18 protein-coding genes are annotated in these 22,180 nt (G+C 48.4%); 12 read left to right on the top strand and 6 right to left on the bottom strand.

The genetic code is table 11. The annotated features are described in order from the left end of the window. Positions 1 to 111 precede the first annotated feature (111 nt). The 8 genes from I1H34_RS23100 to I1H34_RS23135 all read left to right on the top strand — a co-directional run bounded on the left by I1H34_RS23100 (position 112) and on the right by I1H34_RS23135 (position 8,291). Positions 112 to 789, top strand: coding sequence for a DUF4129 domain-containing protein (locus tag I1H34_RS23100; protein ID WP_212663242.1), 678 nt, complete (start codon positions 112 to 114; stop codon positions 787 to 789). Then, on the top strand, positions 786 to 1,934 hold the full coding sequence (locus I1H34_RS23105) for a DUF4350 domain-containing protein (RefSeq protein WP_212663243.1): 1,149 nt from the start codon (positions 786 to 788) through the stop codon (positions 1,932 to 1,934). Before I1H34_RS23100 ends, I1H34_RS23105 begins: the two co-directional genes overlap by 4 nt. Beyond that, positions 1,931 to 2,872 (top strand): AAA family ATPase, encoded by a 942-nt coding sequence (locus tag I1H34_RS23110; protein ID WP_212663244.1) that lies wholly within the window; start codon positions 1,931 to 1,933, stop codon positions 2,870 to 2,872. The genes I1H34_RS23105 and I1H34_RS23110 overlap by 4 nt, the downstream gene beginning before the upstream one ends. Next, entirely contained in the window at positions 2,869 to 4,329 is a 1,461-nt protein-coding gene (locus I1H34_RS23115) for a DUF58 domain-containing protein (protein WP_212663245.1), read from the top strand. The genes I1H34_RS23110 and I1H34_RS23115 overlap by 4 nt, the downstream gene beginning before the upstream one ends. 71 nt (positions 4,330 to 4,400) lie before the next feature. After that, positions 4,401 to 4,898: a tetratricopeptide repeat protein gene (locus I1H34_RS23120; protein WP_212666405.1), complete on the top strand. Its 498-nt coding sequence runs from the start codon at positions 4,401 to 4,403 to the stop codon at positions 4,896 to 4,898. Positions 4,899 to 5,124: 226 nt separating this feature from the next. After that, entirely contained in the window at positions 5,125 to 5,670 is a 546-nt protein-coding gene (locus tag I1H34_RS23125; RefSeq protein ID WP_212663246.1) for an Npun_F5560 family protein, read from the top strand. Between the two features lie 212 nt (positions 5,671 to 5,882). Further along, on the top strand, positions 5,883 to 6,806 hold the full coding sequence (locus I1H34_RS23130; protein WP_212663247.1) for a UDP-glucuronic acid decarboxylase family protein: 924 nt from the start codon (positions 5,883 to 5,885) through the stop codon (positions 6,804 to 6,806). A gap of 105 nt (positions 6,807 to 6,911) precedes the next feature. Further along, positions 6,912 to 8,291: a UDP-glucose dehydrogenase family protein gene (locus I1H34_RS23135; RefSeq protein ID WP_212663248.1), complete on the top strand. Its 1,380-nt coding sequence runs from the start codon at positions 6,912 to 6,914 to the stop codon at positions 8,289 to 8,291. A gap of 18 nt (positions 8,292 to 8,309) precedes the next feature. On the opposite strand, the gene I1H34_RS23140 is transcribed toward I1H34_RS23135, so the two are convergent. Both I1H34_RS23140 and I1H34_RS23145 read right to left on the bottom strand, forming a co-directional pair. Then, a complete protein-coding gene (locus tag I1H34_RS23140) occupies positions 8,310 to 9,068 on the bottom strand; it encodes a M15 family metallopeptidase (protein ID WP_212663249.1) in 759 nt (252 codons plus the stop codon). A 147-nt stretch (positions 9,069 to 9,215) separates the two neighbouring features. After that, positions 9,216 to 10,061 (bottom strand): pentapeptide repeat-containing protein, encoded by an 846-nt coding sequence (locus tag I1H34_RS23145; RefSeq protein WP_249369533.1) that lies wholly within the window; start codon positions 10,059 to 10,061, stop codon positions 9,216 to 9,218. On the opposite strand from I1H34_RS23145, the gene I1H34_RS23150 reads away from it, so the two are divergent. Beyond that, positions 10,060 to 10,974: a phosphodiester glycosidase family protein gene (locus I1H34_RS23150; RefSeq protein WP_212663251.1), complete on the top strand. Its 915-nt coding sequence runs from the start codon at positions 10,060 to 10,062 to the stop codon at positions 10,972 to 10,974. The two genes, I1H34_RS23145 and I1H34_RS23150, sit on opposite strands and share 2 nt — an antisense overlap. A gap of 19 nt (positions 10,975 to 10,993) precedes the next feature. Here I1H34_RS23150 and I1H34_RS23155 read toward each other — a convergent pair whose 3' ends face one another. Together I1H34_RS23155 and I1H34_RS23160 are read right to left on the bottom strand one after the other, a co-directional pair. Further along, positions 10,994 to 11,503, bottom strand: a complete 510-nt coding sequence (locus tag I1H34_RS23155; RefSeq protein WP_249369535.1) for a CAP domain-containing protein — start codon at positions 11,501 to 11,503, stop codon at positions 10,994 to 10,996. 669 nt (positions 11,504 to 12,172) lie between these two features. Further along, complete coding sequence (locus I1H34_RS23160) at positions 12,173 to 13,783, bottom strand: B12-binding domain-containing radical SAM protein (RefSeq protein WP_212663253.1); 1,611 nt, start codon at positions 13,781 to 13,783, stop codon at positions 12,173 to 12,175. A gap of 206 nt (positions 13,784 to 13,989) precedes the next feature. On the opposite strand from I1H34_RS23160, the gene I1H34_RS23165 reads away from it, so the two are divergent. Together I1H34_RS23165 and I1H34_RS23170 are read left to right on the top strand one after the other, a co-directional pair. Further along, positions 13,990 to 16,539 (top strand): protein phosphatase 2C domain-containing protein, encoded by a 2,550-nt coding sequence (locus I1H34_RS23165; protein WP_212663254.1) that lies wholly within the window; start codon positions 13,990 to 13,992, stop codon positions 16,537 to 16,539. Then, on the top strand, positions 16,536 to 17,573 hold the full coding sequence (locus I1H34_RS23170) for an SIS domain-containing protein (protein ID WP_212663255.1): 1,038 nt from the start codon (positions 16,536 to 16,538) through the stop codon (positions 17,571 to 17,573). Before I1H34_RS23165 ends, I1H34_RS23170 begins: the two co-directional genes overlap by 4 nt. Before the next feature lie 79 nt (positions 17,574 to 17,652). On the opposite strand, the gene I1H34_RS23175 is transcribed toward I1H34_RS23170, so the two are convergent. After that, on the bottom strand, positions 17,653 to 18,126 hold the full coding sequence (locus tag I1H34_RS23175; RefSeq protein ID WP_212666406.1) for a globin family protein: 474 nt from the start codon (positions 18,124 to 18,126) through the stop codon (positions 17,653 to 17,655). Positions 18,127 to 18,764: 638 nt separating this feature from the next. On the opposite strand from I1H34_RS23175, the gene I1H34_RS23180 reads away from it, so the two are divergent. Further along, positions 18,765 to 19,898 (top strand): SPOR domain-containing protein, encoded by a 1,134-nt coding sequence (locus tag I1H34_RS23180; protein WP_212663256.1) that lies wholly within the window; start codon positions 18,765 to 18,767, stop codon positions 19,896 to 19,898. 17 nt (positions 19,899 to 19,915) lie between these two features. On the opposite strand, the gene I1H34_RS23185 is transcribed toward I1H34_RS23180, so the two are convergent. After that, positions 19,916 to 21,910 carry an ABC1 kinase family protein gene (locus tag I1H34_RS23185; protein WP_212663257.1) on the bottom strand — a complete coding sequence of 665 codons (1,995 nt, stop codon included), beginning with the start codon at positions 21,908 to 21,910 and terminating at the stop codon, positions 19,916 to 19,918. Positions 21,911 to 22,180 lie beyond the last annotated feature (270 nt).

Raw genomic sequence — 22,180 nt, forward strand, 5'->3', positions numbered from 1 at the left:
GTCAGTCTTTATAGTCCGACTGTAGGTCAGAACACCGATCCTCACCTACGTACTCTAAAATAGGGGGCGGAACCTTGTGTTCGAACCAACGCCTACTTGGGATTCAGGACTATGGCTTCTACCATACCCTTAATCAGTGCTGTGAGCCAGTTTGATCAAGCGATCTGGCAAGCTGAAAATTCCGTTCGACAAACCAGAGAATGGGTTGAGTTTCAATGGCAACGTTTAGGACACTGGGTGTTGGGCAACGAAGCAGCTAACCTGAATACACCGCCTTGGTGGGGCGATATTCTGCTATGGATTGCCCGGGGACTGGCAGTGTTAATTGTCCTCTGGGTTTTACGAACCCTCTATCAGCAACTCAAAGGCTGGCGACGCTGGTTTTCTAAAAAAATTGCCCTGAGCGATGCCATTCAACAGCCTCTTATTTCAGACCTAACTACCGTTCAAGATTGGCTGCAGCAAGCAGTCCAGGCTCAAACTGAAGGGGATTATGCCAACGGCTGCCGTGCCCTTTATATGGCCTTACTGCTGAGGTTAGAAGAAACTGGCTGGATCTACCGCGATCGTGCCTTTACAAACCAGGAATATTTGCGACGATTAGAATCTCAATGGGTTTTGAAGGCTAAACCTACCCGTTTACAGGCAACTTGGCGGCAGATTTTTCAAGTCCATGATGCGTCCTACTATGGAGCTGCATCTGTTACTCCTGAGACTTTCCAGTCTTGTCAGCAAGCCTATAAGACGTTAGATGGAGAATTAGACCAGCCCCATGAGGTCAGTTCATGACCCAAACGGCTCAATCCTCCCCCACCCGTATTACCCCCAGACAAGGGCCGGGGAAACGATGGGTATGGGCAATCTTAGCCGCAGCAATTTTGCTAATTCTGCTGTTTATCAATGCACCCAATCAGCAAGACGGATCAACCTACAGTCGATCCAATAAAGGCTACCGAGGTTGGTATGACTTTATGATCGCACAAGGCTACTCCATCGATCGCTGGCAAAAACCTTATTCTGAGCTACAAGGCCAGAATCAAACCTTGATTCGCATTACCCCCAGTCTAGAGAAAGCCAGGGAGCAAGACCCTTTATGGGACAGTTTTGACTCATGGGTGGAGCAAGGAAATACGGCCATTCTCTTAACCTGGGATGGCTCCGTGACTGCTGCCTCATTTAGTAGTGATCTCACCAGTGAAGCCGGTCCAGTTCGCATTGACACAGCTCGACGTAGAAAAAAGCTGGGTTCTGTATATCAAAGCAGGCTGGATGATGACTATGGCAGTGTGGTGTGGTCACAGTCATTGGGTAAAGGTCAGGTGATTTTTGCCACCTACCCTTGGATTGGGGCCAATATTTATGCGGATCAGCCTGGAAATTATCCCTTTCTGCAACAGTTGGTGCCTGAGTCAGGGACGATTTGGATGGATGAACGGTTACATGGCTATCGCGACAACCCAAATCAGGATGCAGAAGATGCTCGCAAGGCTGAGAATGTCTGGCAGTTTTTTGCCCAAACCCCTGTCGCCGCCATGGCAGCTCAATTGGTCTTGCTGATCTTGATTTGGATTTGGGGACATAATCATCGCTTTGGCTTACCCTTGCGTCTTCCTCAAGAGTCCAAAGACAATAGCCAGCAATATATTCAAGCGCTAGCGGGCACCCTAAATCATGCCCATCAACGAGAACTCGTCCTCACCCAGCTCAGTCAGTATCTGCGACAATCCTTATCCCAACGTTTAGGTCTTACCAATGGGCCGAAAGGGCAATTACCTCCTGATATAGCTCTAGCCAATCAGTGGGCAACATCTACTGGACGGAACGACCAAGAATTATTAGAGTTATTACAACAATCCAGCCAGCAATCCATAACCGATCGGACACTGCTAGCTTGGGTCAATAAAGCCGACGCTATTTTGCAGGATCTCCCTTGAATCAATCCTTTAAACAACTGCAACAGCAGCTTAGCCAAATCGTCATCGGTCAAGACTCTATCGTCGAAGGACTGCTGATTGCTCTGCTGGCAGAGGGACATGTCATCCTTGAAGGGGTCCCAGGGACAGCCAAGACCCTAATTGTTAAACTGCTGGCTACGCTGATTAGTGCAGATTTTCGACGTATTCAACTCACCCCAGATGTCTTGCCAGCGGATATTTTGGGGACTAATATTTTTGATTTCAATAGCAAAAGCTTTACCCTCAGCAAGGGCCCGATTTTTACCCAAATCCTGCTGGCAGATGAAATCAACCGTACGCCACCCAAAACCCAGGCGGCCTTGCTCGAAGCAATGGAAGAGCGGCAAGTCACTTTGGATGGTAAGACCATTGCCCTGTCCAAGCTATTTTGGACGATTGCCACCCAGAACCCCCTAGAGTTCGAAGGAACTTATCCATTACCCGAAGCCCAGTTAGACCGATTTTTGCTAAAGCTAGTGGTCTCCTATCCAGGCAAAGCCGCCGAACAACAGATGCTCCATAATGTCCTCAGTGGCTTTGAAGCGCGAGAGTTAAAGCAAATGCCCCTTAAGCCTGTGATTACCGTTGATCAAGTCCTAGAGGCACGGCAACAGGTGCGTCGGATCCGGGTAGAAGGCCAAGTACTCGATTATTTGCTAGAGCTGGTGATGGCAAGCCGACAACAAACTGAACTGATGTTAGGGGCCTCACCCCGGGCGGCAGTGGGGTGGCTACGGGCTGCCCAAGCTCATGCTTGGCTGGCGGCTCGGGATTTTGTGACGCCGGATGATGTGAAAACGATGGCGGCATCTCTCTTACAACATCGCTTGATCCTGAAACCCGAAGCCCAACTAGATGGTGTATCCATGGATCAAGTGATTCAGACTCTGCTGACCCGCGTCCCTGTACCCCGATGACTAACGCTCCTCAGTCCGAGTTTATTTCTCCCTTTCATCGGCAATCCGATCCGGTGGTGCAACCGCCAGCAAAACCCGGTCCCCCTCAACCCACCGTTCCCCATTTATTGCCAACGTCTCGTCTGTATTTGGTGTTAGGACTGGGACTGCTCATTCCCTTAGGTTTAGCCTGGATCCCAGAAGATGGCATTGAGGTAGGCTGGGTGGCCATGCTCTTATTCAACATTGTGGTGTTGATTGCGACCTGGATCGATTATCAGCGATCCCAACGGTGGGACATTCAAGTCACTCGCCATTGTGACCCTCGTCTATCTATTGGCCGGGATAACCCCATTCACTTAACCGTGACCGTTGGATCTGGCCCTGGCAAAGCCAGACAAGCCCAACTACACCTGAGAGATAGCTATCCTCCCGACTTTCAGGCTGACCAGGATCGACTGATTCTTCAAATCGCCCCACACACCGAAACTGACGTTACTTATCATGTGTTTCCCCCACAACGGGGAGCCTTTCAATGGCAAGGCTTGACCTTACGGCTACTTAGCCCTCAAGGGTTAGCCTGGACAGCTTGGCAAATCCCCATTGAGACTGAGGTGGATGTCTACCCTGACTTAATGGGACTGCGATTACTATCTGTGCGCTTGAGTTTGGAGGCAGCAGGCGGCTTACGTCGACGTCAGCGCACCTTAGGAGGAACCGAATTTGCCGAATTACAAGAGTATAACCAAGGCGATGATCTGCGGCTGATTGATTGGAAAGCCACGGCTCGTCGGGGGCATCCCCTGGTTCGCGTCTGTGAACCTGAGCGAGACCAGCCCCTACTGATTTTGCTAGATCGGGGCCGACTGATGACAGCCCAGGTCGCAGGTCTGAAGCGGTTTGATTGGGCTTTAAATGCCACCTTATCTTTGGCAATGGCGGGTCTACGGCGGGGCGATCGCGTCGGCGTCTGTGTGTTCGACAATGACATTCACACCTGGATCCCCCCACAATCGGGAAATTCCTATCTATCTCGGATTCTGGAACAGGTGTATAACCTGGAACCAGTGATGACGGAATCGGACTATGTGGCCGTTGCCAGTCGGGTGCTCAGCCAGTATACTCGGCGGGCTTTGGTGGTTTTGCTAACGGATATTGTGGATGCGATCGCATCTAGCGAACTCCTAACGGCCATGGCTCGTCTATCCCCGAGATTTTTACCCTTCTGCGTTGCCCTCCGGGATCCCCAAGTCGATAGTCAAGCCCATCAGTCTTTGGCGCTGACCCAAACAGCCAACGATTTACAGGTTCAGCGATTATACGAACAAGCCGTTGCCTTAGACTTACTGCATCAGCGATCCGTTGCCTTTGCCCAACTTCAACAGCAGGGCGTCTTAGTCTTAGATGCCCCTGCCCCTAGCATTAGTGAGCAATTGGTGGATCGGTATCTCTTGCTAAAAGCCCGTAATCGTTTGTAGAATGCAGGGCCTAACCGATCTGAATTAACCGTCTATCTACCGTGTCTTCTGAAGTCGATACTCACCTCCAAATGATGAGCGCCTACACCAAAGGTCGTGAAGCCTTTGAACATGGTTATTATCGAGAATCTGTAGAATCCCTAGTACAAGCCATTGCCTTGGTCAATCGAAACTCCCCCTTGGACGGCGAAATGCAAATGTGGCTGGTGACCGCCTATCAAGCTGCGGGACAACAGCAAGAGGCCATTAGTCTATGCCGAAAACTTCAGATGCATGGTCACTGGGAAACTCGTAAACAAAGCAAGCGGTTGCTTTACATCTTGGAAGCACCGCAGCTGGAGAAGAAGTCAGAATGGCTGACCCAAATTCCTGATTTAAGCGAGGTGAACGAAGAAGATGTCAAAGAACGGATGGGAGTAGGCAACTTCTCACCATCAGTGACTAAACTTCGCCCAACTGAGCCAGAGCCGATTGATTGGAGTCAAGTCGACACCAAAGAAAGCAATATCGTTTGGGTTGCCCTGATTGCACTACTTTTGGTACTAGGGAGCTTGGTGTGGCTGGGGTAAATAACCAACCTATGTCCCTCGCATCAGCTTGGGCACAGCACCGCGTAAAATCATAAAAAATGACGGCAAGATAATATTCAGGCAAAAAATGGGAATGTTAGAGTGACAATAGACTCATCCCAACAACAAGCACGCCCTAGGCGTAAATTCTGACTTGAGTGGGGTGAACGACAAACTGAGTCCCAGATAGCAAACTAGTATTTATCACCAGTGGAGTTGCTAAGGCGTGGATTATTCCCAACCCCATATCTCTTCCAGAGATGTTCAATCTGAAGTCCTACAGTTGAACCAACAATTACAAATGCGCGATCAGTTAGTGGATCAGCTTTCAACTGAGCTGTACCGACTCATTAAGGCCAATCCTGCAGCACTCCCACCAGCCCAGGGGCTAACCCCAGCCGCCCCAGCACTGCCGATGCAAACCTCCCCAGCCCGCCAGAACAGTACAGGGGACTTGACCGCATTGGAATCCCAAATCGAGTTTTATCAAACACAAATTGATAAACGAGATACCCAAATTGCGCATCTACAAAGCTCTTGTCAAAGTCTGAGTGAGCGCAACCAAATGCTGGAGCATGTCATTCAAGAATTACCTGAAGTCTATCGCCAGAAATTTTCCAATCGACTCAATCATGTCAAAACTAAAGTGAAATCTCTGCAGCTGGAAAATCGCAGATTATACTCCGCCTTACAGGATTCTAACTCCCCCTCAACAACCGATAGAATGTCCTTACCTGCTCGCAGCAAAGCCGCCCGAGAACGGACACCCTAATCCCTAGAGTGAATGAAACAAACAGGGGGCGAGATCGGTCAATCCAACTCCCACCTTAGATTCAATCCTAGATAATGTTGTCCTTTCAGTCCTGGATAGAGATTTATTTTCGTGCCAAGACATAGCGCTTTCCTCAATTGTCAGGCAAACTTAGGAAGCAGTAGCCATATTGTTACCTTCCAGTCCAATTTTTGTTGTGAAAAGCCCTAATTATGAGAATATTGGTCACCGGTGGTGCTGGTTTTATTGGATCTCACTTAATTGACCGCTTAATGGCAGACGATCACGAAGTGATTTGTTTGGATAACTTTTATACAGGACGCAAACATAACGTTCTCAAATGGTTAAACAATCCCAAGTTTGAAATTATTCGCCATGATGTAACAGAGCCGATCCGCCTGGAAGTGGACCAAATTTATCATTTAGCATGCCCTGCATCTCCCGTTCACTATCAATATAATCCCGTCAAAACGATTAAAACGAACGTGATGGGGACATTGATCATGCTAGGGCTAGCTAAACGGATTAAAGCTCGATTTCTCTTGGCTTCTACATCAGAAGTCTATGGGGATCCAGAAGTACACCCTCAAACTGAAGAATATCGGGGAAATGTTAATCCCATCGGCATCCGGAGCTGCTATGACGAAGGTAAACGAGTCGCTGAGACCCTAGCCTTTGATTATCATCGTCAAAATAATGTGGATATCCGGGTCGCTCGTATTTTCAACACCTACGGCCCCCGGATGCTGGAGCAAGATGGGCGAGTCGTGAGTAATTTTGTCGTCCAAGCGTTAAAAGGTATCCCTTTAACCGTCTATGGCTCCGGCAAACAAACCCGTAGCTTCTGCTATGTCTCCGATTTAGTTGATGGACTGATGCGATTAATGAATGGGAACAGTATTGGTCCCATCAATTTGGGTAACCCCGATGAATATACGGTGTTAGAGTTGGCCCAGACGGTTCAATCCATGGTCAATCCTGATGCAGCCATTGAATATAAACCTTTACCAGAAGACGATCCACAACAACGTCAGCCGGATATTACCAAAGCTCGAACAGAATTAGGATGGCAACCCACCATTCCGTTAAAAGATGGTTTAGAACGCACCATTGAACATTTTCGAGCTCGGCTTTAGGTAACACTAAAAATTAGAGAATCAACTGCCCTGGGCAGAACATGGCTCTATTTTCCCCTTGACGATGCGCCCTTAAATACATTGCTGGTTATATAGGAGTTTTATATGAAAGTCTGTGTGATTGGAACAGGTTATGTCGGTCTGGTGACTGGCGCTTGTTTAGCTCGCATTGGTCATCACGTCATTTGTGTTGATAACAACGAAGAAAAAGTCAAAGTCATGCAGGCTGGCCAGTCTCCTATTTTTGAGCCTGGTTTATCGGAAATTCTGCGTGAGTCCATTGATGCTGGCAATATTGAGTTCACAACGGACTTAAAGGCTGGCGTTGAACATGGCGACATCTTATTTATTGCTGTGGGCACCCCTGCACTGCCCACGGGCGAAAGTGACACTCGCTATGTTGAGGCGGTCGCCAGAGGCATTGGCTCCCACTTAACAGGCGACTATAAAGTCATTGTCAATAAATCAACGGTCCCCATTGGATCGGGTGACTGGGTCAAGATGATTGTGCTAGAAGGCTTAGCCGAAGCTAAAAAACAGGCTGGAGGTGCCGTCGATACGTCTAATTTAGACAGCAAAGGCTTGTTTGATGTCGTCAGCAATCCCGAATTCCTCCGGGAAGGCTCTGCCGTCTTTGACACCTTTAACCCCGATCGCATCGTCTTAGGGGGGGCCGATCCCAATGCGATCGCAAAAATGCAGCAACTCTACGAACCGATCGTCAAACGACAGTTCGCCGAAGATCAGTCCCTCCCGCCCGTACCAGTAGTTGTCACTGATCTCAGCTCTGCTGAAATGGTGAAGTATGCTGCGAACGCCTTTTTGGCCACCAAAATCAGCTTTATCAATGAGGTCGCTAATATTTGCGATCGCGTGGGTGCTGACGTCGTCCAAGTCGGTAAAGGTATTGGTTTAGACTCCCGAATTGGCAGTAAATTTCTCCAAGCTGGCCTCGGCTGGGGAGGCTCCTGCTTCCCGAAAGACGTTTCAGCCTTGGTGCATACTGCCACGGACTATGGCTATGAAGCCATCTTGCTAGAGTCCACTATCAAAGTGAACCGGCATCAGCGGGTGATCGTGATTGAGAAACTGCAGCAAACCCTGAAGATTCTGAAGGGTAAAACCGTGGGTCTGTTGGGTTTAACCTTTAAGCCCGATACAGATGACATGAGGGATGCGCCAGCCCTCACCCTGATTGATGAACTCAATCGCCTAGGAGCCAAAGTGAAGGCCTATGACCCCTTGCTATCCCAAAGTGGATCGAGTCATGGTCTATCCAACGTCAGCGTAGAAACTGATGTGGAACGTTTGGCCGATCATTGCGACGCACTAGTGCTTGTCACTGATTGGGAAGTCTTTGAAACGCTGGATTATAAGCGGATGGCGGAACTGATGACCCACCCTGTGCTCATCGATGGCCGTAACTTCCTCAATCGCAAGATGCTGGAAGAAGCTGGCTTTCAATATGTTGGCATAGGTCACTAATCCGCAGCCGCATCGAGCTTAAGATCCAACTGGCTCGATGCGGCCATAGCGCGCCTTAAAGGTGAGATGGGGCTGTTCAAGTTGATTGAGCCAGGCCCACATCTGATCGCCTAAGGAAAAATGCCACCACTCTTGTTGATGGCGCTGAAAGCCTACCTTTTGCATGGCTTCACACATAATCCTACGGTTCTGATCGGCTTGCTCGGCAAGCCGTTTTTCGTTGGGTGAGGTTTGAGGATTGGCGGCAAGATCCGCAAAGTAGTGGGGATGCGATCGCGCCGACAATTCATCAATCTCTGACCCCATAAATACAGGTTCGTTAGTTGTCCAATCAAACAGGGTGATATCTACCGCAGCACCCGTACTGTGAGGGGGAGGTGATTTAGGATCCACATTAGGAGGCGCCCATAACCCATATACCTCCTGCCATGCTTCTTCTTTCTGACTGGGCGATAAGGTTTCTGGTTGCCAGCCTTTCTCTTGGAGAACTTGAGCATAGGTGAAATTCACCATAAAGGTCTGCACCGCAATGGGGCGGTAGGCATCAAAGATCATAATTTGCCAGTGGGGCTGAAGCTGCTGGAGATAGCCTTGGGCAGATTGGAGAGCTTCTAGCACACTCTCCCGGAGAAAATAGGGAGAGGCCTGCTCATAGGGGGCACCTAAAACTTGATAAGGGTGAGGAGTTTCAAAGGCAAAGCGATCCTGGGGAATGGGTAGTAGGGTCTCCCCCGATTCAACAATCGGCATTTGCAAATAAGGCTTGCTGATTGGCATACCAAAAACTCAAGCTAGAGGGAATACGCGGATATCAGAACATTGGTGGTGTCTTTAATAAAGGAAATCCGTGCTGAATTTCCCCCATCCAACAATACCCATGGGCTGACAACTCCAACAACAATAGCGAACTCTCCCAATAGATTGCTACCCCGATGACGTAGAGTTTGCAGGCTCTCTAGTTCTCGCCCGTTCACTGGGTAATCCATACCGATTTCTTTTGTAGCTGTCTAACTGGATGTCACCTAAATTGACATCTGATAAATCTGCTCCTCGCCATGAAGTGTGGGCAAAGTCTTTCAGTTCGAGTAAAAGATTGGCAATCACTTGGAGCGTTATCCCCAAAAAGACGAGACAGAGTACACTCCAACCAACCCCTGCCACGAGTTGTTGGACATTCAACAGGCTACTAGCTCGGGTACCACTAAAAAAGCAAAACCCATAAGCCGCACAACCACCGACGGTATAAATTGCTAGGGTGACCAGCCGAGTCCTGGTAAAAGCACTCATTACAACTGTGAAGGCTCCCGCAATACAGGCAGTCATAACTGCAGCCTGAGGATCATTCTTCAGCATGACCCCACCATAGAAAAAGCCTAATAGCGCCCCTATGGTCAGAGCTGCGATGGGCTTTACTCGTCGTCTACGGGGACAAATCGCACTACTGATACCTGCACTAGCTAGAAACCCTAGCAAGGCCATGAGGTAAGGATAGGTTGACACCTCAGCAGTGACTCCCAATCCCCCAAAGAGCATCTGACTCATGGCATAAAAGGCCAGCCCTACAAAATCGATCACGACCAATAGACCGATTAAGATAGATTCAGGACCATAACCTACCCTAGCTCGATCAAAATTGGCCCCTTTTAATTGAGCCAAATCGAAACTACATCCTCGAAGATCAGAACCACTAAAATTGGCCTGCTGTAAATTCTGACCTCGAAAGGAACGATTCCGGAGGTTCCGGTTAGACCACTTGTGTACTTCAGTCATGCAACGATTAAAAATTTGGGGATGGGCAGCCATCTGTTTTAGTTTACTAACCCCTTTGTACTGTTATGGCAGATCACAATGGCAACGTCCGGCCCAAACCCCTCAAATACAGCAATTGTTTGCCGGTATTACTTACCAACGGCAAGTTCATAGTTCTCCTCGCCCCTATATCGTTCATATTGCCAAAATTAATCTCACCCATCCTGGTATTAGATTAATCGCAACCCCAGGGCAGCCTGCAGACGATGACAATGAATTCCATGCCGAACCCACCTCAGCCTTTCTCACCCAATTTCGCCTGCAGTTGGCCATGAATGCAGGCTATTTCTACCATTTCACCGAAAAAACCCCTTGGGATTATGCACCGCATGTTGGCGGTCGGGTGAATGTATTAGGGCAGTCCATCAGCATGGGACAACAATATTCTCCTCCTCAGAAAACGTGGCCTGTCCTCTGCTTTGATCAAAACCAGCAGGGCACAATTGTGGAAACAGGACGTTGTCCACCTGACACTCTCCATGCTGTAGCTGGCAACTATATCCTTCGCCCTGATCAACCACTAAAGTTAGACCCAGATAAACCCTATGCCCGTTCCATCGCGGCATTAGACCAAGCTGGGACAACCCTCTGGCTGATAGTAGTGGATGGCAAACAGCCCGACTACAGTGAAGGAGCAACCCTTGCTGATATTGAGCAACTGATCAAAAAACTTGGAGCTGATGTTGCAATCAACCTTGATGGTGGCGGATCCGCCACCTTAGTAACATCTACCAGATCCGGAGCAAAACTTTTGAATGCGCCGATCCATGGCAAATGGCCCATGAATGAACGGCCCGTTGCTACCCATTTAGGTATCTATGCCTCACCCATAGGGGAAATGGCTGATGCCAAACTAGATTCTGGACAGCCCTGAGTAAACCATCAACTCGAAGTTAGGGAGTATGCCGAAAAACATTCTCCTGTCCAACCTCTAGCTGGGTTTGTAGCCCTGATCGGGATATAGTCTGCTTCAGAATCTGTTTTGCTGGATCAGATTTGAGAACCGTTTGATAGGGTTTTTGGCCTCGATAGTTGCCAGGTGGGTTGTAATTGCACACCCAAATTTCTTGAGAACCAGAGCGAATATTGGCACAACCCACTTCCGTCGTTTTCTGCCAAACCAGCTGAGTATAGTGACCACAGACCCCCGAGCAGCGATTGGTCTCGTAATCATAGTGCTTGATTTCATCCCCCCACATATTCACCACTTGGGTCGGTGACAGTTGTTGGTGAGCCGCCCACGTTAAGTTCTCACCGTAGGGATTATTAGGACGGTGGTAGAGCCGAAAATTATCGTTAGCTAAATGATTAGCCCAGGCTTGGGCATGGGTTGCCAAATCATCCGACCAAGTGAGCGGGGGAATACCCGTTCGCTGACGCCATTGATTATGAGCCTCCAGCATCTCATGTGACCACGTTGGGCGATGAGAACTATGACTGGTAGAGGCTTGGATATTAGATGGGTTGACTGGCTGAGAAGAATGGTCTGTACAAGCTAGCGCAATCGATGTTGCGACACTACCAACACCCACCAAACTAAAAACAAGAAAGAATGAAGAATATAGCTTACGCAGCATAGTAAAACATAAACAAATTAATTGACATAGATGAATTACCTAGCCTAGAGATAATTCAAACCATAAAAAATACCCATATAGAAATAAATAGGCACTAAAAAACATGGCCTATTCTTAAGTTTCATATATTCAATCACTCCAGCAGAATATGGAGTGACCGAACAGAATAGACAATTATTTTTTTCTAAAAGAACAAAAGATTGGCATCGTTTCCTGGAATGGACTCCACCAACGACTGATCAACCCTATTTCTGTGCTCTAAATCCACCAAAAACCAACAGCGGCTATATCCTATATAACTGACGAAGAAAGGAAAATAGTCCAGTAGAAATACCGAATTCTCTAATATGGCTACTTTAAATCCTAAATATTTCCCGGAATTAAAACCATTTCAAAACTATTAAAAAACGGAAAGTACCGCCACAGATCGATCAGCTTCATAGAGAAGAGCAGGAATTTGAGCAACTAATGCCATAAATTATTTGGTTCTATAATTCACATAAAATCTGTGGCATTGAGTAAATGTTTTTCTAATGTGGATTGTGGCAGAGGACCTTGCAAGTGAGACCAAGGTAAAATTTGATCCGTTGACCATTCTTGAAAAACGTAAAAGTCTAAAGGAGGGATTTGCCCTCGAAGTTGCTTAAATGCTCGACGATAGCTCCCTAGGGAATCACCAAAGTGTCGAGTCAGTTCTAATAGATGGGAAACTCGTCTATCACCGCGGGCAAGTAAAGCCTGAATAATTGACCATTTATAGCTTTCAGGCCTAAAGTCAATCCCTTGCGCTCGCAACTTCTTCTGCATCAATTGCAGGGACTTTTTGGCTGTGGGATTCACGCCAAACCACTGAAAGGGCGTATGGGCTTTGGGGACAAAGGTGCTGCATCCTAAGGTTAATCGCAGCCCAGGCACCTCTTTCTTTAACTGCAGCATTAGATCAATCGTCGCTTCGACGTCAGAGTCCATTTCCCCTGGAATACCCACCATCCCATACAGTTTTATACCTTTCAGTTGACCTTCATAGGCATTGGCAGCCGCTTGGTGAATCTCATCATTTTGTAATTTCTTATTGATAATCTGCCGCAATCGCTCAGAGCCACTTTCAATGGCAATGGTAATAGAGCGAGTATCACGCTGAGCAAGCACCTGAGCCAACTTAACCGTCACAGTATTGGTCCGCACGGATGCAATACTCAAACGCACCTGATCTCGGTCTGCATGGGCAAAGTAGTCGATCAGCTGATCAAACTCTGGATGTTGGGTTACAGAGGCCCCTAAAAGGCCAATGCGTTTGGTAACAGCGAGTCCTTTTTCGATTTGGGGGAGTAACGTTTGGGTCGCATCTGGGGTCCGAAAGGGCAGCGTTAAATAGCTGGCTAGGCAAAAACGGCACATTTCTGGACAACTGCGCACCACCTCTACCATATAGATACTTTCCCAAGCCGCCTTGGGGGTGACGACCGTTGAGGCTGACAAGGTATTGCCGCGATAGGTCTGTTTTTGGACTTGGGCTGGCACGTCTGCAGAGTTGGGTTTGATAGTTGCGATCGCACCCTCCGATGCCTGGTATTGCACCTCATACAAACTGGGAATATACACCCCCGGCACTTGTGCCAAAGTCAGCAGCTGGGTAGAACGATCAGCTTGATAAACCGTCTGAAACGTATCCACAAACTGCCCCAGCAACTCTTCGCCATCCCCCAGCAGAATCACATCAAAGAAATCAGCAAAGGGTTCGGGATTCGCAGTGAGCACTGGCCCGCCCCCAAAGACTAAGGGATGGGCCGCAGTCCGGTGCTCACTACGCAACGGAATATCCAAATCCTCCAACATCTGCAAAATATTGGCATAATCCAATTCCCAGGACAGAGAAAAACCCAATAGTTGGGGCTGTTGGGGTAAGGGTTCATGGACATCTGTGAAAAGTCGGCTAACCTGTAGATCAGAGCGTGCACACAGCATGGCCCAAACGACCTGGAAGCCCAAACTAGTAATTCCTACACAGTAAGTGTTTGGAAATGCGAAAATAAGCGGAAGCCTATTGGGTGTTGGCGTTCCTGGTGTAAACAATAATTGCTCTGATTGAAAGATTGAGGTTGACACTTAAACTAGAGACACTTTGAGGTCTAGAAGAGGCTAATGTAACAGTATTTAGGTTTAAACATCTTTACATATGTGTTAGCTCTCCAACACTCTCAGGTAAAAATAGCTTTAATACTATCGTCCAGGTGATGTATCTCTATTAGTCTCATGAATATGGGCAATATTTAGATACTGACTGACAAGGACCCCATCCGTTAATTACGCACATGCCACAATCCCAACCCCAATTGCATTGTCCCAATCTCAGATGTCGAGCAGCCAACTCTGATCGAGATCAGTTTTGCCAAAAATGTGGGACATACTTACCGAAACGCTTCCTTTGGGTTGTGGGCGCTCGTGCAGATAAATTTCAAGTCGGTGACCTGCTAGAAGATCGTTTTTTGTTTCGGGGTCCCAGAGTTGTCTTTGATACGCAACCGGGCATCCCCCTCAAAATGAGTGTTGAGTTACCGGAGACCTTAGTCCCTTACCTAAAACTATTTCCCTATCGCCTCCATCTACCTCAAATTTATACGCTCCTTTCTCTAGGAGATTCAGAACCTTCCCTCATCCTTTTACTAGAGCAAGCTCCCCTGGGCAATGCCGATCTAGATCCGAGTAACCAGGGTGGACTAGCCCTAGGAGCTGGCATGCCATTATTTGACGCTTGGGCAAATGCCCAACCCCTGCGTCAGCTTCATTGGCTCTGGCAGATGGCTCAACTATGGCAACCCCTCCGGATTCAGGGTGTGGCATCGAGCTTATTGCAGCCTGACTTCTTGCGGGTCGAAGGACCGCTGTTTCGATTATTAGAATTAGAAAATGATTTTCGCTTAGAACCCAGCCTGGCTGACCTAGGTTTAGTGTGGCAACAGCTCATCCCGAAAACCGGCGGTAAACTAGCCGACTCCCTAGATGGCCTCTGTGACCAATTAGCCAGCGGTGACATTGAATCAGCAGAAGAACTGCTCGCACAATTAGAAAGCTGGATTGAGAATGTCCACAAAGCCTATCGAGTCAAAATAGATATTGCCACTCGCACGGATACCGGCATGGTTCGCGAGCATAACGAAGATGCTTGCTATCCTGCCGACGGTGCAGTCACTCAAAACTCGCTAGAGCGGATGGCCATTGTTTGCGATGGAGTGGGGGGACATGCCGGTGGCGAAGTCGCATCCGGAATTGCCATCGAAGCCCTACGGGATCACCTCACTCAGTTGCCGATTGATGATCTCTCCCCTGCTGATGTCATCACAGAATTAGAAAATGCCTCCTTTAAGGCCAATGACCTCATTTGCCAGCGGAACGACCAAGAACAGCGCCAAGACCGGCAACGCATGGGAACTACGTTGGTAACTGCGTTATCCCAAACTCACCAAATTTATGTGTCTCATATTGGGGATAGTCGGGCTTACCTGATCACAACCCAAGGCTGTTACCAAATCATGGTGGACGACGACATTGCGTCCCGTGAAGTGCGATTGGGGTATGTCCCTTACCGGGAAGCTCTACTCCAACCCGCTTCCGGATCTTTGGTTCAGGCCCTAGGAATGGCCTCTTCTTCAGTCTTGCGTCCGACGGTCCAGCGCTTCCTATTAGACGAAGACTGTTTATTTCTGCTGTGCTCAGACGGTCTCAGTGATTACGATCGCATCGAGATGATTTGGCGAGAAGAGCTACTGCCACTCCTCCAAGGGGGCACAGACTTAGCCAGCACGAGCAAACGCCTAATCGAATTGGCCAATCAGCTCAATGGTCATGACAATGTTACCGTTGGCCTGGTGCATTGCCATGTAACCCGTCAACGCCAAGGCACCGGTACCACTGGCTTAAACAGTGCGCCAACGGAAGCACCTGCCCCGGCAAATAGCACGGTCGATAACACTCCACCGACGGTCATACCCAAAACTCAAGTCGCCAGCGAAGCACCACAACCCCTGGCCCAGAAAGGTCGGGGAGGTGGATTTGGTTTATGGATTTTGTTGGGATTGCTTTTAGTAGGCGTTGGCGGTGCCGTTGCCTACCAGCTGGGCTTGCTCAAACTCCCTTTTCTGAATTCACCAGTCGCTGATTCTTCTTCATCACCCACGCCCACTACCAACTCACCGGACATTCCCCCACCTCCCCCAGATTTAGCTCAAGCCAAAAAGTTGGATGTCCTCCGATTAGTAGGCATAAATGACAATCCTATTGAGATCTCTATCGTTAAAGATCCGAAAGAACTCTTACAGGGCATTGGCGGAGTGGCCGATGCAGGAGAAGGTGAAGACGCAACGACTGAGTCTTCAGCCCAGCCAATCGCTTTAGGCTCTAAGATTTCCATTCCAAGTGACAGTTTGGTGGTTATTGATGGCATCTTTCCTCCATCCATCCCTACTGCCCCTGATAAGACTGCACCAGAAGCCCCGATCCAGGCCCTGCGAATTCGAACGTGCCAACCGGTAACAGACCAGTCAGAACAAGAAGGGGCAGGTATTCTGACGCCAGAGAAGTTAGATGAAAAACTGGAAAAAGAAGGGGCAGATCCAAGTGCTGATTCAGTCGCGCAACTCATCGATGAAAAGCTGAGTGATGAGAATCCAGACAGTGCATCAACAGCCACAGCATCCTCTCCCCAGATTGGCTGGGTGGATCGATCCCAGCTGGAATCGTTAGTCACAGAAATCATTCCTGCTGGCCAGCTCAATCCGGAACAGCAAAAGGCTTGTACGCCTGCTCCCTTGGAAGGCAAGGATATTCCAGCGGGCGCTCCTATTGGCTCAGATCCAGCCCCATGAGTTATCAGTCTGATGTGCTGGAACAACCCCAAGTTCTACGCACGCTTATTCACACCTATCAGCACCATAAAGTTTGGTCTCTCTTAGCTGCATATCCCCAGAGATCTATCCTCCTCACAGGTATGGGGGCTTCCTACAATGCCCTCTATCCCGCTTGGTTTTACTTAAATCAGCAGGGTAAGACCGCCTTACATCTCGAAACATCTGCTTTAATTCACTACCTTCCTACTCTGCTAGAGGGACCGAGCATTATCGTGGCTGTCTCTCAATCTGGAGAGAGTATTGAAATCCAGAAATTAGTGGAGCAAATTGAATCTCATCGTCATCACAATGCACAGTCCCCTGTGCTGATTAGCGTTACGAACTCCGCCCAAAATACGTTGGCAGACCATAGCGATGTTGCTTTGCCCACTGCAGCCGGCCCAGAAGTGGGTATTGCGACAAAAACCTATACCAGTTCGATGTTAGTGCTTCACTTTATCGCCAGGGCATTAGTCGGTCAGCTGCAACCTCAAGATTTTGAGTACGGGGATGCGATCGCATCCCATACCCAAACCTTTCTGAAAGAAAGTCAAACCGACATTTCCACAGCGTTTAATACCCTAAAAGCGAGTACCTATATCAGCATTATTGGCCGTGGTCCGGCCTTGGCAACCGCAAACAATGCCGCCTTGATGCTCAAAGAAGGGGTTCGCTTACCTGCTGAGGGCTATTCAGGGGGTCAGTTTCGCCATGGCCCCAGAGAAATGATCGTTCCTCAGATTGGCTCGATCGTCTTAACCAGCCCTGATACCACTCTGGGCATCAATCAACGCCTTGCATCCGATATTTTAGATTATGGGGGGCAAGTGGTTTGTATCGGCCAGCCCACCGTAGGTACAACCCATATTTCACTGCCCGAGATTGAGGACGTTTTCCTTCATCCCCTGTTAGAAATTTTGCCCATTCAGCTATTGGTTGCCCAGTTGGCGAATCAACAGAATATGACACCTGGAGAATTTCGCTGGTCTGGAAAAGTCGTTGATCAGGAATAGTCCTTAAAAAATAAACGCCCCCAAATGTTTGGAGGCGCTTATTAAATCTCAAGTCGTTCAGCAATTAAATCTGCCAAGCTTAGCTCAAGCCTGCACAGAGATGCTCAAAATAGGGGCTCATCTCACGTCCTGCTGCAGGACCCACTACTTCACTGGCAACCTCATTCATGGCCCGAATGGCCTTGATAGTCGCAGTGAGAGACACGCCCAAAGCTAGGTATGTTTCTTTGAGACCATTCAGCACTCGCTCATCCAAAATGGCCGTATCACCAGCAACCATTGCGTAGGTTGCATAGCGAAGATAAAAATCTAGATCCCGTACACATGCCGCATAACGACGGGTCGTTGGCAAAGCATCGCTACCCGATACATCCAAGGATTTAGCAACCGCCTCTTTGACAATTTCTGCTGCGTTGTCGCGGATGATAGCAGCGGCCTCAACTCTCGGTTCATCAATTTGGAAGCTATGCTTGAGCTGCTGTAAAGCACCACCATCAATGTATTTGCCTTGAAGGTCAAATGAGGTAATCACAGAGGTGATTGTGTTTTCCATCATTATTTAACTTCCTTACCTGCTTCCTTGTTAAATGTCGATAAAATCTAAAAAAATTAAAAGCTTTATAGCTCTACATTGACCAGAAGCCAGAGCTAACATTGCTACTGGTTAAACATTCGCAGTAAACCAATGCTGCTGTGATAAACGGATGCAGATACTATCAAATCTATAAACCACACCTTCTATAGTAACCTGAGACCGAGCAGAACGCTTTAGATTGGATCTATTTTGTTCATGGCTTAAAAGTCTTCAAAGACCATTTTCAGATAAGACGGTCACCATCACAGGCTAGCTGTAACAGTTTTTAATATTCTATTAAACATCCCTTCACTCAGTATTATTGGCAGCTCAAGACAGTTCTCTAGGGGCAAATTCTATGGTCCAAGTCTACAGGACTCAGCTGTGACAGCTGGTGATCTCGATTCAACTCAATCGATTTCTCTAGAGTGAGAAGGCCAGTGGTATTTGAGCGTTAGTCATCCATCACACCCTCTCCCAACCCAGCATGAAAACAGCTATAGTTCTTGTGGCTGTATTGGGGCATATGCTCCTTCTTAAGACCTCTAGCTATGACTCACTCCACTAGTTCAAATGGTCCCCACCCTCTGTTGAAAGCAGCTCTGGGGACGTTGGATATGACTGTTGAATCTGAAATGTCTCTGTTTCGCCAGCATCAGACTCTGGCGGAGTTGCCTCACAATATAGAGGAAGAGGCCAGTAAACCACAGATGCTACCTGAGACGTCACAGTCAGAGGCGAGAGCCGCCGAGGAACCCCTGGCTGACAATGCATCACAAGACGCTATCCCTGCTGCATTAGAGCTAGAAGATGTTGCAGAGGATCTCACCCCATCTGAACTCGCACTATTCCAGGTTGAAACCGAATCCGCTGTTGATTCAGAGAACAGTGAGACAAACCTGGAACAACAAGAAGCAGTATTAGAACCTTCACCCAGATTTAAGCGTTCTGCTGACGTTGCTGGAGCACCGTTGCCCTCTGAGACAGCCGAGAATGATCCTCATGTTTCTAAACTAGACCCAGCTATTGAAGACTATCTCGATTCTTCCACAGCCTTACGTCAGCATCTTGAAGATGCTGTTGCTGAACCTGAGACGCCACCAGAAACCAATAACAATCCTTTTACCCCCAAAAAAATTATGTTCCTCCTGGGGGGTAGCATTGTGGGAGCATTTATCGTGGTGCTGTTTCTCAATGTCACGGGCTTACGCAATAAACTATGGCCACCCAAACAGCCTCGGCCATCTGCACAAGTTCCAGATTCCAGTCCATCTCAAGCGTCCAGTCCTCCAACCGTTAAGCCCAGAGAGTCGACTACTGCGACCACGTCACCACCAGGGCCCGACTTATCTAAAAAGGAGTTTTCTGATGTCAACTTGGAGAGCTTGAGTCGCCTTGAGCCTAAGCCTAGTGCATCCCCCTCTCCAGCATCTCCTGCCGCCAGCCCAACCCCTAAGCCTCCAAAACCGACTAGCGAAACTCCAAAACCATCAGCGACACTATCCCAGGAGCCTGCTCCCATTTTGAAGAATCAGACATCAGAGACAGGCTTGTTTTATGTGGTGATTCCTTATAACAATGCAGCCTCTCTCCAGAAAACCCAAAAACTAGTACCCACTGCTTTCCTGACAAATGGTACAGGGGGTCAGCAGGTGCAAGCAGGGGCCCTAGAGTCCATAGAAGCAGCAAAGCGGTTAGCGAAACGACTCCGATCCAAGGGGCTGTCTGCCGCTATTATTGCCCCAAATTAAATTAATCACCGAAGAGCCTAACTTGCCTTAGCTAAGGGAGAAAGGGGCGCGGGTGGCATAGACCTGGCTCCATTGGCAGAGTCACTCGATTCAGGCAATAGAAATTCTCGAATAATCCTGGCCAGTGCTTTTTGTAGAAGACCTGTAGCAATTTGTTGGCCTAGGGCTTGGGTTTCAGGCTTAATCAACAAAGGAGGAACCACGCTGGCGAGCTTGACAGGGTCAAAACCAGGCGTCTCTTGCAATAGTCCAAAAATACGTTGGATATGACCAAAATTAGCTTCTAAGTCCGCCACCGATGCTTCATCGACCTCCCATCCCATTTGCTCTCGGAATTTAGCCGTCAACCCATGCCAAGTGGTCTGTCCAAAGGCATCGATACCATTGACGAGTTCTTGAGCCATCCGATCGCGGATCAGTTCCCCCCGTTCCGAGAACAGGTAATCGAGTGCTTGGTCCAGAGAGCCACTGAGATCATAATCAAAGTTGCTACGGGCATTTTTCATCAAGTTTTCGAGGCGGTTCCAACGAAAACTGTTTTCCTTAAACAGTAAGTCTTTCAAACTTTCCCGGAGTTCAGGAGCGGGATCCGTCAGAATACGCTTGGCAACGTAGGGATAGGCTGCGCTCAAGACCTTAAATTCTTTATCAACCCCAATAGCAATCCCTTCCATGGTGAGTAAGGAGCGCACAATCAGGGCGTAGTAGGAAGGCACCCGAAACGGGTACTCGTACATAATTTCAGACAGCTGATCAAAAATGCTCTGAATATTGAGTTCTGCAACGCTAGCCCCTAGGGCGTTGTTAAAGACCACTCCCAAAGCCGGAATAATAGGCTCTAAATTCGTTTCTGGAGTTAGGAAGCCTAGGTGCACATAGTCATGGGCTAGGGCTTCAAATTCACGATTAATGATGTGGACGATGGCGTTAATAAGGCCATAACGTTGCTCAAGCTTGATTTCGCTCATCATGCCGAAATCGAGATAGGCCAACTTGCCATCAGGCGTGGCCAGCAAGTTACCCGGATGAGGATCAGCATGGAAAAAGCCATGCTCTAGAAGCTGGCGCAAGGAGCAGTTGACGCCGACATCGATCAGGTGACGAGCATCAATGCCCTGGGCCTGAATCTTCTCAGGTTGATTGAGCTTTGTCCCCGTGATCCACTCCATGGTTAGGACCCGACGATTGGTATATTCCCAATAAATTTTGGGGATATAGATCTCAGGAAGATACTCATACAGATGGGCAAATCGCTCAGCATTGCGACCTTCCTGGGTATAGTCAACTTCTTCGAAGAGGCGTCCCGCAAATTCATCAAGAATGCCGACTAAGTCGCTGCGGATGGATTTATTATTCTTTTGCACCCAGGCGGCTAAGCCCCTCAAGATATAGATGTCGAGGGTCACCTGCTCCGCTAGATCAGGGCGCTGGACTTTAACTGCCACCCATTCTCCAGAGTGCAATTGCCCCTTGTAGACTTGCCCCAGGGAGGCAGCCGCAATGGGGTCTGGGGTTAATTGGGCATACAGGTCTTGGGGCGGACGACCGAGTTCTTCTTCGATAAATCGATAGGCAATATCGTTTGAAAAAGCCGGCAGCTGGTCCTGAAGTTTGGATAATTCTTCTAAAAATGGTCCAGTCAGAATATCAGGGCGTGTCGATAAGGCTTGGCCAATTTTGATAAAGGCTGGACCTAAGGCTGTTAGCGTTTCCCTCAACTGCACAGCCCGTCGTTTTTGCCGTTTCGGAGAAGTCGGTGTTCGCTTATCCCACCAACGCCGGACAAAAAGCAAGAGAAAAGGCCATAGGATGGTAATCCATCGCTGGAGAACTCGAAAAATCTGACCTTGGAATTTTTGCTGAATCTTAGCTGGATCGTAAGCCTCAAATTCTATGGCAGAGGTGAGGTTCGAGGGGGTTTCAGTGGCCACGGCTACCCCAGGAAAATCTGCCGTCGATGGGGCAGCGGGCAGAGATGGGGACTGCTGGGATGTCGGGTCAGCCAAGGTCATGGGTGCGAAGATCTAGGACGATATTGCTTAGACGTATCGACTGGTCATGGCATTGGCCAGGGTAAGATACTGCCTCTTGTAAAGCATTGTAACAATTAAGCTGTCTTTCTGTTGGGATCAGACACTTTGCGGAGGGTTGGCAGCATCGACTTGCGATCGCAAACCGGCATTAAACCCAAACGTCTTGACCGGCAACCCCAATCAACCAAGGATTGTTATCGAGCATTATGTTGCTCAACTAAAAAAACAATTAAGAAATGATCTTGTCCA

This window comes from Acaryochloris marina S15 (assembly GCF_018336915.1).
GTDB lineage: Bacteria > Cyanobacteriota > Cyanobacteriia > Thermosynechococcales > Thermosynechococcaceae > Acaryochloris > Acaryochloris marina_A.

Coding starts and splice junctions, on each gene's coding strand:
- I1H34_RS23100 (WP_212663242.1), top strand. CDS start 112: ATGGCTTCTACCATACCCTTAATCAGTGCTGTGAGCCAGTTTGATCAA.
- I1H34_RS23120 (WP_212666405.1), top strand. CDS start 4,401: ATGATGAGCGCCTACACCAAAGGTCGTGAAGCCTTTGAACATGGTTAT.
- I1H34_RS23180 (WP_212663256.1), top strand. CDS start 18,765: ATGACTGTTGAATCTGAAATGTCTCTGTTTCGCCAGCATCAGACTCTG.
- I1H34_RS23135 (WP_212663248.1), top strand. CDS start 6,912: ATGAAAGTCTGTGTGATTGGAACAGGTTATGTCGGTCTGGTGACTGGC.
- I1H34_RS23170 (WP_212663255.1), top strand. CDS start 16,536: ATGAGTTATCAGTCTGATGTGCTGGAACAACCCCAAGTTCTACGCACG.
- I1H34_RS23105 (WP_212663243.1), top strand. CDS start 786: ATGACCCAAACGGCTCAATCCTCCCCCACCCGTATTACCCCCAGACAA.
- I1H34_RS23165 (WP_212663254.1), top strand. CDS start 13,990: ATGCCACAATCCCAACCCCAATTGCATTGTCCCAATCTCAGATGTCGA.
- I1H34_RS23185 (WP_212663257.1), bottom strand. CDS start 21,910: ATGACCTTGGCTGACCCGACATCCCAGCAGTCCCCATCTCTGCCCGCT.
- I1H34_RS23145 (WP_249369533.1), bottom strand. CDS start 10,061: ATGACTGAAGTACACAAGTGGTCTAACCGGAACCTCCGGAATCGTTCC.
- I1H34_RS23115 (WP_212663245.1), top strand. CDS start 2,869: ATGACTAACGCTCCTCAGTCCGAGTTTATTTCTCCCTTTCATCGGCAA.
- I1H34_RS23155 (WP_249369535.1), bottom strand. CDS start 11,503: ATGCTGGAGGCTCATAATCAATGGCGTCAGCGAACGGGTATTCCCCCG.
- I1H34_RS23130 (WP_212663247.1), top strand. CDS start 5,883: ATGAGAATATTGGTCACCGGTGGTGCTGGTTTTATTGGATCTCACTTA.
- I1H34_RS23150 (WP_212663251.1), top strand. CDS start 10,060: ATGCAACGATTAAAAATTTGGGGATGGGCAGCCATCTGTTTTAGTTTA.
- I1H34_RS23140 (WP_212663249.1), bottom strand. CDS start 9,068: ATGCCAATCAGCAAGCCTTATTTGCAAATGCCGATTGTTGAATCGGGG.
- I1H34_RS23175 (WP_212666406.1), bottom strand. CDS start 18,126: ATGGAAAACACAATCACCTCTGTGATTACCTCATTTGACCTTCAAGGC.